Origin of the sequence: Teichococcus oryzae (assembly GCF_008386565.1) — a bacterium.
Lineage (GTDB): Bacteria > Pseudomonadota > Alphaproteobacteria > Acetobacterales > Acetobacteraceae > Pseudoroseomonas > Pseudoroseomonas oryzae.
Genome location: NZ_VUKA01000001.1, coordinates 654,419 through 669,364, shown reverse-complemented (window position 1 = coordinate 669,364; position 14,946 = coordinate 654,419). Strand labels below are relative to the sequence as shown.

The following is a 14,946-nucleotide window of genomic DNA, read 5'->3' as shown; positions in this document are numbered from 1 at the left end:
CTTGCCCGAGACCCATCGTACCCGCCTGCTGATCCTTGGTGCCGGCCCCGCCGGGTACACGGCCGCCATCTACGCCGCCCGCGCCGGGCTGGAGCCGCTGGTGGTCGCCGGAATGCAGCCGGGCGGGCAGCTCACCATCACCACCGAGGTCGAGAACTTCCCAGGCTTCGCCCAGCCAATCCAGGGCCCCTGGCTGATGGAACAGATGCGCGAGCAGGCCGAGCATGTCGGCGCGCGCATCCAGTATGACCTGATCACCGCCGTGGACCTCGGCCAGCGTCCTTTCCGCGCAACCGGCGATTCCGGCGACACCTATGTGGCGGACGCCCTGGTGATCGCGACTGGCGCCCAGGCCAAATGGCTTGGCATCCCGGGGGAGAAGGAACTTTCCGGCTTCGGGGTTTCCGCCTGCGCCACCTGCGATGGCTTCTTCTACCGCGGCAAGGATGTGGCGGTGATCGGCGGCGGCAATTCCGCGGTGGAGGAGGCGCTTTACCTCGCCAACCTCGCGAGGCACGTCACGCTGATCCACCGCCGCGACTCGCTGCGCGCCGAGCGCATCCTGCAGAAGCGGCTTTTCGCCAAGCCGAACGTGACGGTGCTGTGGGACACGGTGACGGAGGAAGTGCTGGCCGAGACCGGTGGCCGCACCCCCGTCGCGCGTGCCCTGCTCCTGCGGGACCGCAAAACCGGCGAGGCGCGGGAACTGCCGGTGGACGGCGTCTTCGTCGCCATCGGCCACGCGCCCGCGACCGGCCTGTTCCACGGACAACTCGACATGGATGCGGAGGGCTATCTGGTGACAGCGCCTGACTCGACGCGCACCAGCCGGGAAGGCGTTTTCGCCGCCGGCGACGTGCAGGACCGCACCTACCGGCAGGCGGTGACCGCCGCCGGCACGGGCTGCATGGCGGCGCTGGAAGCCGAGAAATTCCTCGCCCTCAGCGAGGACGAGCAAGCGGCCGAGGCCGCCTGATGCCGCTCGACTGGGACAAGCTCAGGGTTTTCCATGCCGTCGCCGAGGCCGGCTCCTTTACCCATGCGGGGGAGTCGCTGAACCTCAGCCAATCCGCCGTGTCCCGCCAGATCCAGGCGCTGGAGGAGGCGCTGGCGGTTCCCCTGTTCCACCGCCATGCGCGTGGCCTGATCCTGACGGAACAGGGGGAAACCCTGAACCGCACGGTGCGGGAAGTGTTCGCCAAGCTCGCCATGACCGAGGCGCTGCTGACGGAAAGCCGGGAGCGCGCGGCGGGCCGCCTCAAGGTGACCACCACCACCGGCTTCGGGGCCACTTGGCTGGCGCCGAGGCTGCGCAAGTTCATGGCGCTCAATCCCGACGTCACCATCACCATGCTGCTGGACGATGCCGATCTCGACCTGGCGATGCGCGAGGCGGATGTGGCGATTCGCATGCACCCGCCGAAGCAGCCGGACCTGATCCAGCGCCATGTGGCAACCTTCGGCTGGAAGGTCGTGGGCCATGCCGACTACCTGAAGCAGGCGGGCATCCCGCAGCGGCCGGAGGACCTCGATGCCCATCGCCTGATCGTTTATGGCGACTACCGCCCGCCAGTGGAAAGCATCAACTGGCTGCTTGAGGCCGGGCGCCGGCCCGGCAGCCCCCGCCGCGCGGCGGTGGAGGTGAATTCGCTGCCGGCGATGCTGCATGCCGTGCGCTCAGGCCTCGGCCTCGCCGCCCTGCCGGACTACATGGGCGACCAGCTGGATGACCTTGTTCCAGTGCTGCAGGATTACAAGGCGCCGCGGATCGACGCGTATTTCGTGTATCCGGAGGAGATGCGGAACTCGAAACGTGTCGGTGTGTTCCGCGACTTCCTGGTTACCGAACTGACAAGCCTTGGAAGCTGAAAAATGACCAATTCATCATGTGTTTTGTGCATGGGTGCAGCGCGATAATCAATCTTCGCGCATGGGCGGCAGGAGGTTACGGTCTGGTCATCCGAAAGTTTTGTCGGACAGGGTCCCTGACCCTACGTCTCCCAGACGTGAAGCCTCCCTGTATCACTTGGCCCGCCAGCCCTCTGGGTTAGCGGGCTTTCTTTTTTTGGCAACTGGCGGTTCCTAGTTTGTCAGGCTCGCCCTGTGTGAGAGGCAAAGCCTCATAAAAAGCAAAACAGATATTTTCCTCAATGTTTGCGCGCTTCTGAGGAATTTTCTTCAACCTTAACAACTTGGTTGCTTCTTCTGGATTATGCTTCCGCAGGAGCCACTCCCCTCCCCCGAGGGCGGCTCTCCCCCATCCCAGGAAGGGAATGGCTATGCGTGACCTGAAGCTGATCCTTGGTTTCGCCGGCTTTCTGTTGTGCTTCTGGATGACCAGCGGCCTGCTTGCACCGGCCCTGCTGGAGCCCGATGAACCGCATTGCGCCACCCTGGAGCGGGAAACCAGCTTCCGCCCGCAAGGGAATGCCATGACGGACGGAAGCGGCGCGGCGAAGATTGCATACCGGATCTGCCAGACCCGCGCCGCCATTTCGCCCGGCGGGAAAGAGCCATCTTTGCTGGGCCGGCTGGTTCAGCCAGCCGGCTGAAGCGCCTTTCGCCTCAGCTCAGGCGACGCTTCGCCCGCCGCAGCAGCCATCCTTGCCAACCCGGCGCCCTTTCAATGGCGTCCTGCAGGCGCCGCAGCTCGGCTTCCGCCTTGGACCGCGCCAGCGTCGCCTCCACAGCAAGCCCTCGCGCCACCTGGCGCTCCTCTTCCAGCGTGGCCAGGCGCTTGGCCAGCACCAGACTGCCGGCCTCGCTGCGGTTCAGCTCGACCTGCTTCAGCAATGTGCGCGCTTCCTCCAGCTCCTGCCGCAGACGCGAAATCTCGCGACCAGGATCCGCTGCCAGCCGGGCTTGCCTGACGGCCCCCTTGGATCGGCCACGCCCCATGTCATCACTCCTTGCCATTGCGGCCCCAATTCCGGGCACGCCCCCATTCCGGCTCGACACTACCCATGGCGGCGGCGCTGTCGATGGGCTGGAAGGAAACAGTTGCGGCTTGGCAAGCCGGACAGCGGAGGCTACCGGCAGAAGCATGGACCTGTATCTTCCCGCCATGCTGCTGCTGTCCGGCGGCGCCTTCATCCACAGCCGTTCCACCGTGCCCGAGTTGCGGCCTGCCTCGGAGGCTGCCGACACGGTCTGGAAGCTGCTGGCAAAGCTGGCCTTCTTTCTCTGGATCGGATTGCTGGTCTGGGGGGCCTATCAGCGGCCGCTGATGGCGGTGGTGATGGCCTTCGTGCTGTCGCTGCTGTTCAACGTGCTGCTGGCCAGCCGCGGCCCCCGGCCTGTCTGGCCGGGCCTCTCGATGGCCCTTTCCGCGCTTGGGGTGGGGTTCGGCGTGTACACCATCCTGGCCGGCTGAAGCTCCGGCGGGTCAGGCCCGGCCCTGCACCACGTCACAGGACATGCGGACCAGCAATTGCACCAATCCCTCCAGGCCGTGGCGCGAATCGGCCGTGACCACGCCCTGGTCCTGCACCAGAGGCACGTCCAGCCAGATGGCACCCGCATTCTGCAGATCGGTGCGGATGGCGGCGCAGGAGGTCATGCGGCGGCCGGTTGCCAGGCCGGCATCCACCAGAATCCAGCCGGCATGGTCCCATGCCGCCACCGTCTTGCGCCGCGCGATGAAGTCACGGGCCAGGGCCAGCACGCGCGGCTCACTGCGCAGCCGGTCGGGGCTCCGCAGCCCGCCTGGCAGGACCAGCGCGTCATAGCTGGCCTCGCTGACCTCATCAAAGGCGCAATCCACCGAACGGGGTCGCTCCACCGGCCTGGACCCGGCGCCTCCTGCCAGGGCAGAAGCGCCCTGGGCAGGCAGGTTCCCACAGGCGCGGCGAGACGCCCTGGCCGCGCAACTGGTCCAGCAGCTCCGGCCGGGTGAAGCCATCGGTGGCAAGAACCAGAATGCGGGCCTGGAGAAGCGTGGCCATCATCCGGTTTCCCTGCCTTTTCAGACCTGGGGAACGCGGAGGGCGGCGTCCAGGTTGTCGCGGGCGGCCGGTACTACAGGACGCGGTAAAGCAGGATCTGATCCGCCGGCTGGCCGGCGGCGTCGCGGCCGAAACCAGGAATGCGCCCGGCCTGCACCCAGCCCAGCCCCCCGAACAGGCGCTCCGCCGCCTCCCCCGCGCGGCAATCCAGCGTCAGGAGGGAACGGCCAATGCCACGCGCCGCCTGTTCCGCCCGCTGCACCAGGGCCCGTCCCACCCCGGCGCGGCGGAAATCCGGATGCACCAGCAATTGCCGCAAAACGGCGCGGTGGGGTTCGGTTTCCGGCGTGGCGAGGTCGAGCTGCACCGTGCCGGCCATGCGCCCCTCCTGCCATGCGATCAGCAGCAGGCGGGTGCCCATGGCTACATCGGCCGAAACCTTGCGCCACAGGGCGCGTGCCGCATCCAGCGACAGCGGGTGCCGATGGTCCAGCGAGCCCCCATCGGCGACGCAGGCCACCAGGATCTCGGCCAGGCTACGCTCCGCGCTGGCCGCGGCGGCAGCATCGGCAGCTTCCACCACCAGGCCACGCGCCGGCTTGGCGTAGCGGAATTCCAGCGATTTCGAGAGGTCGTCGAGGATGCGGATCGAGCCCGCCCGCACATAGCCGCGCTTCTCGTAGAAGCGATGCGCCGCCTCGAAACGGGTATCGGTCCACAGCACCAGCCGTTCGGCACCCTGCTCCCGCGCATGGGATTCGGCGCCGCCGAGCAGACGATGCGCGAGGCCGGTGCCACGCTGCGTCTTCTCGACATACATCTTGTTGATTTCCCAGGCGCGGTCGGAGCCGAGCGGGCGGGTCGCCACCATGCCGATGGCGTGGCCGTTTTCCTCGGCCACCCACACCGCGCCACCCGCCTTCCGGAAATGGCTGGCCAGGGCGCGCAGTTCCGGCACCTCGCCATCCACGTCCAGGATGCAGTTGGGAAATTCCGACCAGGCGTCACCGATCAGGCGGATAAAATCGGCCGCATCATCGTCGCGGCCCGGGCGGATCATGGTCATGGCAGTGTTCAAGCAATCCTTCAGGTCGGGCCGGCGGAAGGTGCCGCCGGCCCTCATCGTGGCGGAGCGTGATTGCCTCAGCTCAGCTCGCGGCAGAACTCCTGGATCCGGCTGCAGGCTTCGCGCAGGCTTTCCGTGTCGGTGGCGTAGGAGATGCGGATATAGGGGCTCATGCCATAGGCCGCACCCTGCACGGTGGCTACCAGCTTCTCATCCAGCAGGGCCAGCGCGAAGTCGGTATCGGTCTCGATCTTCCGGCCGGCCTTGCTGGTCTTGCCCAGGCAGGCGGCGATGTTGGGATAAACGTAGAAGGCGCCTTCCGGCTTGTGGCAGGTGAGGCCCGGAGCCTCGCACAGCATGGAAACCACGAGGTCGCGGCGCTGGCGGTAGATGGCGGCACGCTCGGCGAGCAGCTCCTGCGGCCCTTCCAGCGCGGCGACGGCAGCGGCCTGGCTGATGGTGCTGATGCCGCTGGTGAGCTGGCCCTGCATGTTGGCCATCGCCTTGATCAGCGGCTTCGGCCCGCCGGCGAAGCCGACGCGCCAGCCGGTCATGGCATAGGTCTTGGAGGCGCCGTTCACCGTCAGCACGCGGTCCTTCAGGCGCGGCTCGACCTCGGCGATGGTGCAGAACTCGCCATCATAGACGAGGTGCTCATACATGTCGTCCGTCAGGATCCAGACATGTGGGTGCTTCAGCATCACGGCGGCGATGGCCGCCATCTCCGCGCGGGAACAGGCGGCGCCGGTCGGGTTGGACGGGAAGTTCAGGAACAGCCACTTGGTCTTCGGCGTGATCGCGGCGTCCAGGTCCTCCGGCCGCAGCTTGAAGCCGTTGTTCTGCGGGCAGTTCACGAAGGTCGGCGTGGCGGTGGCAAGCTTCGCCATGTCGGCGTAGCTGACCCAGAAGGGCGCCGGGATCAGCACCTCGTCGCCAGGGTCGCAGGTCGCGAGCAGCGCATCCATGATGATCTGCTTGCCGCCATTGGCCACCAGGATCTCGTCCAGCGCATAGTCGAGGTTGTTGTCGCGCTTGAACTTCTTCTGCACCGCCTGCTTCAGCGCGCGGGTGCCGTCGGTCGGGGGATATTTCGTATCGCCCCGCAGGGCGGCCTGATACGCCGCCTCGATGGCATGGACGGGGGTGTCGAAGTCCGGCTCGCCGGCGGCGAGGCTGATGACCTTCTTGCCTTCGGCCGCCAGTTCACGGGCGCGGGCGCCCATGACGACGGAGGCGGAAACGGCGATATCCTTCAGGCGACCGGCAAGGGCGGGCATAACGGCAGAATTCTCCGAGCAGCGAGGCTGAGGCCGCAAGCCTAGAAGCGAAGCCGGGCCTCGCCAAGGCCGCGCCGCTCCGGTCCCGCCATCGGTACGGCCCATGCCGCCACCATGCTGCTGCCTGCGCCCACGCCATACATGCCTGATCCGGCACCAGCCCGCCGCGGCCGAGACGGGGCCCCGCGTCTGGTCTCGGCCTCAGCCCCCCGGCGCGGCGCCCAGCCGCCAATTGGCCCTTTTCATGTCGGCCACCGCCGCATCGAAGGACGCCACGCGATCCGGCCCGGCCGGATGGGTCGAGAGCAGCGAGGTTTCAAGGCGACCCGACAGCCGCGCCAGGGCCAGCAGCATGCTGCGGCCCTGCGCCACGTCGTAGCCGGCGCGGTGCATGATGGTCGCGCCGATGGCATCCGCCTCGCGCTCCTGCGCCTTGCTGTAGGAGATCACCGCCAGCTGCGAGCCGATCCCCGCCGCGCCCTGCACCAGCCCATCCGGCGACACCCCCGCATAAGCACCGGCCAGCGAGGCCAGCACGCCGGCCAGCACGCCGCCGATCTGCGCCCGGGTGGTGGTGTTCTGCACATGGTTGGCCGCGTGGTGCGCCATCTCATGCGCGATCACGAAGGCCATCTCGTCGTCGTTGCGGGCATATTCCGCGACGCCGCGCTGGATAATGATGTCGCCTTCCCCGGTGGCGGCGGCGTTCAGCTCCTGGCTCGGATCATAGATGAAGCGCCAGTTGCAGGTGCGGCGAAGCTCCTGGCAGGCGCTGGTGCCGGCCGGCGCCAGGCGGCGTGCGACACGGGCGATCGCCTGCTGGGCCTGTTCATCCGTCATCGCGCGGCGCACCGGAGCCTGGCCGCCGGAAATCTCGGCCATGGCCGCGGATTGCTGCGCCGGCGTGAAGGCCGGCCCCTGATAGGCCGGGTCGGCGCAGGCCAGCAGCGGCAGCAGCATCAAGGCGGAGGTGGCAAGGCGCATGGTCGATGAAACTCCCGCAATCCTTGGCCCAAACACCCGAGCTTTGGCGAGGATGCAAGGGGTTTCGCGGCGATGCCCGGTTCAGGGCGGGGCTTCCCGCCCTTCCCCGGCGGTCCGTGGCGGCAGGCTGTAGAGCCAGTCCACCCCCTCCTCGCCGGTGCGCCGGAAGCCGTGCCGCTCATAGAAACGCGCGGCGCGGCTTTCGCGCAGCGTTTCGAGCCGCGCCGGCAGGTCCGGCGCTTCGGCCAGCAGGGCGCGCAGCACCGCGCCACCAAGGCCGCCGCCCTGCCGGGCCGGCTCGATATAGAAGGCGAAGACATGCAGGTGGTCCGGCTGCCGCCGCGCGCCGATGCAGCCGGCAAGAACGCCATTGCATTCGATGATCCGGAGGTCGCCGGTTTCGAAGGCCTTGCGCATGTTGGCGCGCCGCCGGGCCGGATCGAACCGGCCCAGCCGTTCCAGATCGGCCCGCAGGGCGCGGACCGACAGGTCGAGCAATGCCTCGAAATCCGCCTCCGTCGCGGGGCGGAAGCGGAAGGGCGGCGGCCCTTCCGCCGAGGTCACTTCAGGCCGGCGCAGAAGCGCTGGATACGGGCGCAGGCCTCGGTCAGCAGCTCGTCCGAGGTGGCGTAGGAGATGCGAAAATGGCCAGGGAACATGAAGGCCGCTCCATGCACGGCGGCAACGCCCTCCTCCTCCAGCAGCGCGGAGACGAAGGTCTCGTCATCAACGATCTTCGTGCCGCCCTGGCTGGTCTTGCCGATGCAACCGGAGACCGAGGGGAAGACGTAGAAGGCGCCATCCGGCGTCGGGCAATGCAGCCCCTGGGCTTCGTTCAGCATGCCCACCACGAGGTCGCGGCGGCGCTGATAAACCACGCGCATGGCCGCCACGCTGTCCTGCGGGCCGTTCAGCGCCTCCACCGCCGCCGCCTGGCTGACGGAGGAGGTGTTGGAGGTGGACTGGCTCTGCAGCTTGTCCATCGCCTTGGCGAGCTGGAGCGGCGCCCCGGCGAAGCCGATGCGCCAGCCCGTCATCGCCCAGGCCTTGGAGCAGCCATTCATGGTGATGGTGCGGTCCTTCAGCCGCGGCTCCACCGCCGCGATGGTCGAGGCCTTGAAGCCACCATAAACCAGCTGCTCGTAGATGTCGTCGGTGAACACCCAGATCTGCGGGTGGCGCAGCAGCACGGCGGCCAGCGCCTTCAGCTCCTCGGCCGTGTAGGCGGCGCCGGTCGGGTTGGAAGGGTTGTTCAGCATCAGCCACTTGGTCTTGGGCGTGATCGCCGCCTCAAGCTGCTCGGGCGTCATCTTGAAGCCCTGGTTCGGGCCGGCCGGGACGATCACCGGCTTGCCATCCGCAAGGGACACGATGTCTGGATAGGACACCCAGCAGGGAGCGGGAATGATCACCTCATCCCCGGCATTGATGGTGGCCAGCATGGCATTGAAGATCACCTGCTTGCCGCCGGTGGAAACGACGATCTGCTCCACCGCGTAGTCGAGGCCGTGCTCGCGCCGGAAGTAATTGGCCGCCGCCTCGCGCAGGGCGCGGGTGCCGGAAACGTCGGTGTAGCGCGTTTCGCCGGCCATGATGGCCTTCACGGCCGCCTGCTTGATGTTGTCGGGCGTGTCGAAATCCGGCTCGCCCGCCGAAAGGCTGATCACGTCCTTGCCCGCGGCCTTCATGGCGCGCGCCTTGGACGTGATGGCGATGGTCTGGGAGGGCGAAACGCGGTCGAGCCGCTCGGCGATCAGGTTCATGGTGCAGGACGGGTCCGGAACAAAAAATGCGCCGGACCGTAGCCCTGTCAGGGCCACCGGGGCAACCCGTGGTGGCCCTTCCGCGCCTGCCGTCCCTCCCCCAGGCGCTTGGCGCCAGGATTCACCCGGGCCCTGCCACACATCTTTCCGGTTGCTACCGCACCACCACCTTCCGGTAGAGATGCCATGTGGCATGGCCCAGCACCGGGAGCACCACGGCGAGGCCGACGAACAGCGGCAGGCTGCCCAGCGCCAGCAGGCCGGCGACCATCACCCCCCACAACGCCATCGGCACCGGATTGGCCACAACCGCCCGCAGCGAGGCGCGCAGCGCCGTGCCCGCATCGATGGCGCGGCCCTCAGCACCGCGGTCCAGCAGCAGGGGAAAGGACACCACGGTCAGGCACAGCACCAGCGCCGCGAACAGGAAGCCGACGCCATTGCCGAGCAGCAGCAGCCACCATCCCTCCGGCGTCGAGAAGACGGTGCGCAGCAGGCCTGCCAGGTCGGCGGGTCGGGAGGGCAAGGTGCCGACCGTGGCCTGGTAGATCTGTTCGGCCATCATCAGCCAGGCGGCAAAGATCGCCAGCAGCATCAGCCCCAGCAGCAGGATGGAGCCAAGCGCGGGATTGTGCCGCACGTCCAGGGCATGCCGCCAGGATACGTCCAGGCCGCGTTCGTGGCGCCGGCTCAGCTCGTAGATGCCGAGCGCGGCGATGGGCCCAACCAGCGCGAAGCCGGAAGCCAGGGGCCAGACCAACGGCATCACCCGCCCCCCGGACATGGCCCGGGCGGCCACCAGCCCCACCACCGGATACAGGATGGCCAGAAAGATCAGCTGGGTCGGGTTGGCCTGGAAGTCACGCCACCCGAGCCGCAGCGCATCCGGCACATCGGCAATGGTGATGCGGCAGATGCGGGGCTCCTCCGAGGGTGTCGCGCGCCGCAGGGTCCAGGTGGATTCCATCATGTGTCCTCCCATGCCGGCGGGCTTGTCCCGCAGGCTTCGCATTGGCGCGGAAGGCCCGATGGCGCCGGAAGCGACCGCTGGCGGGTCGTCCACAAGGCTCGATCTGGGTTGTGGCGGCGGCGTTGCAAGCACCGCCGGATGTTTAGGGCGGCCTGCCCCGGCTTTGCGACAGCCGCAGCGCCAGCATGGCCAAAGCCAGCAGCGATCCCGCCGCCGACAGCACCACCACGGCAAGCGCGTTGACCTCCGGCGTCAGGCCGAGGCGCAGCATGGAAAACACCACCATCGGCAGGGTGGTTCCAGCGGGGCCCGAAACAAAGCTGGCCACCACAACGTCATCCACCGACAGGGTGAAGGCAAGCAGCCAGCCGGCCACCAGGCTCGGCGCCAGCAGCGGCAGGGTGACGGTGGCGAAGGCGACGGGCGGCGCCGCGCCGAGGTCGCGCGCCGCATCCTCCAGCTCCGGCGCCAGCTCGGACAGGCGCGCCTGGACCAGCACCGCGACATAGGCGGCGCCGATCGTCGCATGGGCAAGCAGGATGGTGGTGGCGCCGCGTTCCGCCGGCCAGCCAGTCAGCGATTCCAGCATCACGAAGAACAGCAGCAGCGACAGGCCCGTGACAACGTCGGGAAGCACCAGCGGCGTGCCGGCCAGGGCGCCGAACAGGGCACGGCCCCGGAACGGGCCATGCCGCGCCAGAACCCACCCCACGGCGCCGCCCAGCAGCACCGCCAGCGTCGCCGCGCCGCAGGCCACCCGCAGGGACAGCCAGGCGGCCTCGATCAACCGGGCATTTCCCGCCAAGGCGGCGAACCAGCGCAGGGAAAAGCCGCCCCACTGGAAGGGAATCCGGGCATCGCTGAAGGCATAGGCAGCCAGCAGCAGCACCGGCAGCCACAGGAACAGCAGCCCCAGCACCAGGCCCAGCGCGGCCATGGGGAGCCGCTTCATCGCCGGGCCTCCAGCCGCTGGAACAGCCGGATCGGCAGGATCAGCAGGATCAGCAGCACCACGGCCAGCGCCGCCGCCACCGGCCAGTCCCGGTTCTGGAAGAACTCTCCCCACAGCACGCGGCCGACCAGCTGCGCCGAGGGCGGCCCCAGCAATTCAGGGATCACGTATTCCCCTGCCGCCGGGATGAACACCAGCAGGAACGCCGCCGCCGCGCCCGGCAGGGCCAGGGGCAGGGTCACGGTCAGGAAGGCCACAGGACCGGTGGCGCCCAGATCCGCCGCCGCCTCCTCCAGCACCGGATCGATGCGCGACAGGCTGGCGTAAAGCGGCAACACGGCGAAGGGCAGGTAGGCATGCACCATGCCGAGGAACAATGCCGGCCAGGAATACAGCAGCGGCAGCGGCGCCTCGATCAGCCCGAGCGATTGCAACAACCCATTGATCCATCCCTCGTCCCGCAACAGGCCGATCCAGGCGCCGAGCCGCGGCAGGAAGCCGGTCCAGAAGGGCAGCAGCACCAGCGCCAGCAGCAACGGCCGCCAGGACGGCGCCGCGCGCGCAAGGCCCAGCGCCATGGGAAAGGCCAGCATCAGGCAAAGCAGCCCGGTGCCGCCGGCCACGGCGAGCGCGCCCAGAAAGGCATCCCGGTAGAACGGGTCCTCCAGCAGCAGGGTGAAGGATTCGGTGTTCACACCCTCGGCGCAGTTGGGCAGGGAGAAAGGCGGAATGCCCTCCGCGGGGAAGGACAGGGACAGGACCAGAACCACCAGCAGCGGCATCGCCACCAGCAGGCCGAGCCACAGCGCCGGCAGGATCAAGGGCAGCCGCCGCATCAGCCGAGAAGCGGCACCACCGACGCCGCCTCCCACCCCAGATGAACCATGCTGCCGCGCGGCGGCGGCGCGCCATCCTCCTCGGCATGGCCGACCCGCAGCAGGGCGCCGCCCGGGGTGCGCACCAGCAGCAGGCTGTCATCGCCCCGGAAGGCCACCTCCTCCACCACGCCCCGCGCCGTGTTGGGGCCCTGGGACGGCGCGGGAAGCAGCGCGATGCGCTCGGGCCGCAGGGCGCAGGCGGTGGTGCCCGCTTCAACGGGCGTCCCGGGGCGCAGCGTGGCGGGCAAAGCGGGGCAGCCGAACCCCCCTGCCCCGTCCGGCCCGCCTTCGAGCACATTGGCGGCCCCGAGGAAGCCGGCCACGAAGCGGGTCGCCGGCCGCTCATACACGGCGCGCGGCGGGCCGGACTGCACCAGCCGCCCGCCTTCCAGCACGGCGACGCGATCGGCCAGGGCCAGCGCCTCGTTCTGGTCGTGGGTGACCATGATGAAGGCGGCGCCGGTTTCCCGCTGCACGGCGCGCAGCTCGAAGCCGGTCCGCTCGCGCAGATTGGCATCCAGCGCGCCCAGCGGCTCATCCAGCAGCAGCAGGCGCGGGCGCTTCACCAGGGCGCGCGCCAGGGCGACGCGCTGCTTCTGGCCGCCGGACAGGCGGTATGGCAGGCGGCGCCCGAAGCCTTCCAGCCCGACCAGGGCCAGCACCTCCGCCACGCGGCGATCACGCTCGCCGCGTGGCACGCCATCCCGCTTCAGGCCATAGGCCACGTTGCCCGCCACCGAGAGATGCGGAAACAGCGCATAGGACTGGAACATCATGTTCAGCGGGCGGGCATGCGGCGGAACCGCGCCAATCTCCTGCCCATCCAGCAGGACGGCGCCGGCATCGGCCGCCTCGAAGCCCGCAACCACCCGCAGCAGCGTGGACTTGCCGGAGCCGGAACCGCCCAGCAGCGTCAGGAACTCGCCCGGCGCGACGTCGAGGTCGAGCCGGTCAAGCGCCATCGTCTCGCCGAAGCGCTTCGTGAGGCCCCGCAGGGACAGCAGCGCCAAGGCCGTCAGCGCCCGGCCTTGAAGCGGTTCCACAGTCGGCTGCGGGCGCGCTCCGCCTGCGGCGACAGCACCTCGGCGGTGAAGGACCGGCTGAGCATCTCCGGCGTCGGATACACGTTGGGATCGCCGCGCACCGCCTCCTCCACCAGCGGGGTCGCGGCGGGAACGGCGTTGGGATAGCGGACCTCGTTGGTGATGCCCGCCATGACGTCCGGCCGCAGCAGGAAATCGATGAAGCGCTGGGCCGCTTCCGGATTTGGCGCGTCGGCGGGAATGGCCAGCATGTCGAACCAGAGCTGCGCGCCTTCCTTTGGCTGGACATAGGCGACCTCGACGCCGCGCCCAGCCTCGGTCGCGCGTGCCCTGGCCTGGATCGCATCGCCCGAATAGGTCATGGCGACGCAATACTCGCCGGTGGCCAGCGCATCCAGGATGCTGCCGCTGGCGGTGATGGCGCGCACATGCGGGCGGATCGCCAGCAGCGCCTGCTCGGCCGCGCGCAGGTCGCCGGTGTCGGTGCTGTTCGGATCGCGCCCCAGCCAGCGCAGCACGCTCGGCAGCACGTCGATCGCGGAATCCATCACCGCGATGCCGCAGCCGGCCAGCGCCCTGGCATTCTCCGGCTTCATCAGGAGATCGAGGCTGTCGAGCGACGCATCGGGCAGCACCGCGCGCACCTTGTCCGGGCGGATGCCAAGCCCCACCGAGCCATACAGATAGATGGCCCCGAACCTGTTGCCGGGGTCGCTGCTTGCCACCCGCTCCAGCAGCGTCGCATCCTGGTTCTTCCAGTTGGGGATGCCGGCGCGGTCGAGCGGCCGCAGCGCCCCCGCGCGGATCAGCCGGGCAAAGGTCGGCTCGCTGGTGGGAACGATGACATCATAGCCCGAGCGCCCGGCCGACAACTTGCCTTCCAGGGTTTCCAGGCTGTCGAACACGTCATAGCGGACCTGGATTCCGGTTTCCTGCTGGAAGCGCTCCACCGCCCCGGGGTCGATGTAGTCGGACCAGTTGTAGACATTGAGCGTGACAGCCTGCTGCGCCCGGGCCGGAGGCGAGGCCGAAAGGGCGATCGGCAGCAAGGCAGCGGCGCACAACGTGGCGGCAAGCAGGCGTCGGAGCATGGCGGCGATTCCATCGGACCAGAGGGAGGGCGGCGGAGAAGCGGCGCAGGCTAGAAGAGCTTGCCGCGCCGGTCCACGGTTACAGTGGCAATAGGATTTTTGTCCTTGACAGGGTGCCCCTCGATCCTTTAATTCCTGTTTCTGTCAGCGGGCGAACTGCGTCCGCGCCATTTCGACCATCACGGCGCCCACCCCAGCCGGCACGCAGCCCCCCTCCTGCGGCCGGATCGCTGCGCTTGCGCGACGCTCCGCCAAGGCGCGCTGCCGGGAACGGGATCGCCGCCCTTGCACCATTCAGGAGACGCGCATGCCCTTCGACCCCCGTGGGCTTTCGGCGCTGAGCAGCACCGGCAGCTTCACGCTCTGGCTCTACGTGACCACGGACACACGCGCCGGGGTGCTGGCCGGCGGCTATTTCAACAGCGTCGCCGACCGCCTGCAGGCAGGCCACATGCTGATCGTGCAAGCGGCCGATTCGATGAACTTCCTGCCGGTGCGCAGCAATGCGGCTGTCGGGAATGGCCTTGTGCTGGATGCCTCGGCGCCGCCCCTGCGCCTGAACGGCTACGCCGCCCTGGGCTTCTCCTTCGACATCCCGCCCGTGGCGGCGGTGACCCGCAGCGTGGCGCTGGGCCCCGTCCCGACCGGGCTCTATGTCGGCCGCCAATTCGCCATCGGCGCCACCGCCAGTGGCCCCGTGGCCACGCTGATCTTCAGCATCCTCAACGCCGCCGGCGCGGTGGTCGCCGGCCCGCTGCCGGTCGCGGTCGCGGCGGGCGGCGCTTCCGCGACCTTCACCGCCCCGGCGCCAGGCTCCGGCTACCGCATCCGCGTGGCCGACGCGGCCGAGCCCCTGGCGGCGCAAACCTCCGCTTCCTTTGTGGTCACCGAGCCTTTCGCGCTGCTGACGGAAACCGGCGCCTCCATCACCGCCGAGCAGGGAGGCGACATCCTGCTCTGACCCGCGCCTGCCGCCGC

General features: G+C 68.9%; 17 protein-coding genes. 5 read left to right on the top strand and 12 right to left on the bottom strand.

Annotated features, from left to right (window positions below; translation table 11 throughout):
* Position 1 precedes the first annotated feature (1 nt).
* The 3 genes from trxB to F0Q34_RS03080 all read left to right on the top strand — a co-directional run bounded on the left by trxB (position 2) and on the right by F0Q34_RS03080 (position 2,552).
* A complete protein-coding gene (trxB, locus tag F0Q34_RS03090; protein ID WP_241665292.1) occupies positions 2-976 on the top strand; it encodes a thioredoxin-disulfide reductase in 975 nt (324 codons plus the stop codon).
* The gene (locus F0Q34_RS03085) at positions 976-1,869 is read left to right on the top strand and encodes a LysR family transcriptional regulator (protein ID WP_149810652.1); all 894 of its coding nucleotides are present in this window, start codon (positions 976-978) and stop codon (positions 1,867-1,869) included. The genes trxB and F0Q34_RS03085 overlap by 1 nt, the downstream gene beginning before the upstream one ends.
* A gap of 410 nt (positions 1,870-2,279) precedes the next feature.
* A complete protein-coding gene (locus tag F0Q34_RS03080; protein WP_149810651.1) occupies positions 2,280-2,552 on the top strand; it encodes a hypothetical protein in 273 nt (90 codons plus the stop codon).
* A gap of 13 nt (positions 2,553-2,565) precedes the next feature.
* Here F0Q34_RS03080 and F0Q34_RS03075 read toward each other — a convergent pair whose 3' ends face one another.
* The gene (locus tag F0Q34_RS03075; RefSeq protein ID WP_149810650.1) at positions 2,566-2,898 is read right to left on the bottom strand and encodes a hypothetical protein; all 333 of its coding nucleotides are present in this window, start codon (positions 2,896-2,898) and stop codon (positions 2,566-2,568) included.
* Between the two features lie 145 nt (positions 2,899-3,043).
* Between F0Q34_RS03075 and F0Q34_RS03070 the strand changes: the two genes are divergently transcribed.
* The gene (locus tag F0Q34_RS03070; RefSeq protein WP_149810649.1) at positions 3,044-3,373 is read left to right on the top strand and encodes a multidrug DMT transporter permease; all 330 of its coding nucleotides are present in this window, start codon (positions 3,044-3,046) and stop codon (positions 3,371-3,373) included.
* 12 nt (positions 3,374-3,385) lie between these two features.
* On the opposite strand, the gene F0Q34_RS03065 is transcribed toward F0Q34_RS03070, so the two are convergent.
* From F0Q34_RS03065 to F0Q34_RS03015, 11 genes are all read right to left on the bottom strand, one after another.
* Entirely contained in the window at positions 3,386-3,781 is a 396-nt protein-coding gene (locus F0Q34_RS03065; RefSeq protein WP_241665291.1) for a DJ-1/PfpI family protein, read from the bottom strand.
* 236 nt (positions 3,782-4,017) lie between these two features.
* Positions 4,018-5,010, bottom strand: coding sequence for a GNAT family N-acetyltransferase (locus tag F0Q34_RS03060; protein WP_149810647.1), 993 nt, complete (start codon positions 5,008-5,010; stop codon positions 4,018-4,020).
* A gap of 77 nt (positions 5,011-5,087) precedes the next feature.
* The gene (locus F0Q34_RS03055; protein WP_149810646.1) at positions 5,088-6,287 is read right to left on the bottom strand and encodes a pyridoxal phosphate-dependent aminotransferase; all 1,200 of its coding nucleotides are present in this window, start codon (positions 6,285-6,287) and stop codon (positions 5,088-5,090) included.
* A gap of 201 nt (positions 6,288-6,488) precedes the next feature.
* Positions 6,489-7,271, bottom strand: a complete 783-nt coding sequence (locus F0Q34_RS03050; protein ID WP_149810645.1) for a M48 family metalloprotease — start codon at positions 7,269-7,271, stop codon at positions 6,489-6,491.
* 81 nt (positions 7,272-7,352) lie between these two features.
* Positions 7,353-7,835, bottom strand: a complete 483-nt coding sequence (locus tag F0Q34_RS03045) for a GNAT family N-acetyltransferase (protein ID WP_149810644.1) — start codon at positions 7,833-7,835, stop codon at positions 7,353-7,355.
* A complete protein-coding gene (locus F0Q34_RS03040) occupies positions 7,832-9,034 on the bottom strand; it encodes a pyridoxal phosphate-dependent aminotransferase (protein ID WP_149810643.1) in 1,203 nt (400 codons plus the stop codon). Before F0Q34_RS03040 ends, F0Q34_RS03045 begins: the two co-directional genes overlap by 4 nt.
* Positions 9,035-9,188: 154 nt before the next feature.
* Positions 9,189-10,004, bottom strand: a complete 816-nt coding sequence (locus F0Q34_RS03035) for a DUF2189 domain-containing protein (protein WP_149810642.1) — start codon at positions 10,002-10,004, stop codon at positions 9,189-9,191.
* 142 nt (positions 10,005-10,146) lie between these two features.
* On the bottom strand, positions 10,147-10,956 hold the full coding sequence (locus F0Q34_RS03030; RefSeq protein ID WP_149810641.1) for an ABC transporter permease subunit: 810 nt from the start codon (positions 10,954-10,956) through the stop codon (positions 10,147-10,149).
* Positions 10,953-11,792, bottom strand: a complete 840-nt coding sequence (locus F0Q34_RS03025; RefSeq protein ID WP_149810640.1) for an ABC transporter permease — start codon at positions 11,790-11,792, stop codon at positions 10,953-10,955. The genes F0Q34_RS03030 and F0Q34_RS03025 overlap by 4 nt, the downstream gene beginning before the upstream one ends.
* Positions 11,792-12,844 (bottom strand): ABC transporter ATP-binding protein, encoded by a 1,053-nt coding sequence (locus tag F0Q34_RS03020; RefSeq protein ID WP_206667942.1) that lies wholly within the window; start codon positions 12,842-12,844, stop codon positions 11,792-11,794. The genes F0Q34_RS03025 and F0Q34_RS03020 overlap by 1 nt, the downstream gene beginning before the upstream one ends.
* A gap of 5 nt (positions 12,845-12,849) precedes the next feature.
* The gene (locus F0Q34_RS03015; RefSeq protein ID WP_149810639.1) at positions 12,850-13,968 is read right to left on the bottom strand and encodes a polyamine ABC transporter substrate-binding protein; all 1,119 of its coding nucleotides are present in this window, start codon (positions 13,966-13,968) and stop codon (positions 12,850-12,852) included.
* A 307-nt stretch (positions 13,969-14,275) separates the two neighbouring features.
* On the opposite strand from F0Q34_RS03015, the gene F0Q34_RS03010 reads away from it, so the two are divergent.
* The gene (locus F0Q34_RS03010) at positions 14,276-14,929 is read left to right on the top strand and encodes a hypothetical protein (RefSeq protein ID WP_149810638.1); all 654 of its coding nucleotides are present in this window, start codon (positions 14,276-14,278) and stop codon (positions 14,927-14,929) included.
* Positions 14,930-14,946: the final 17 nt, after the last annotated feature.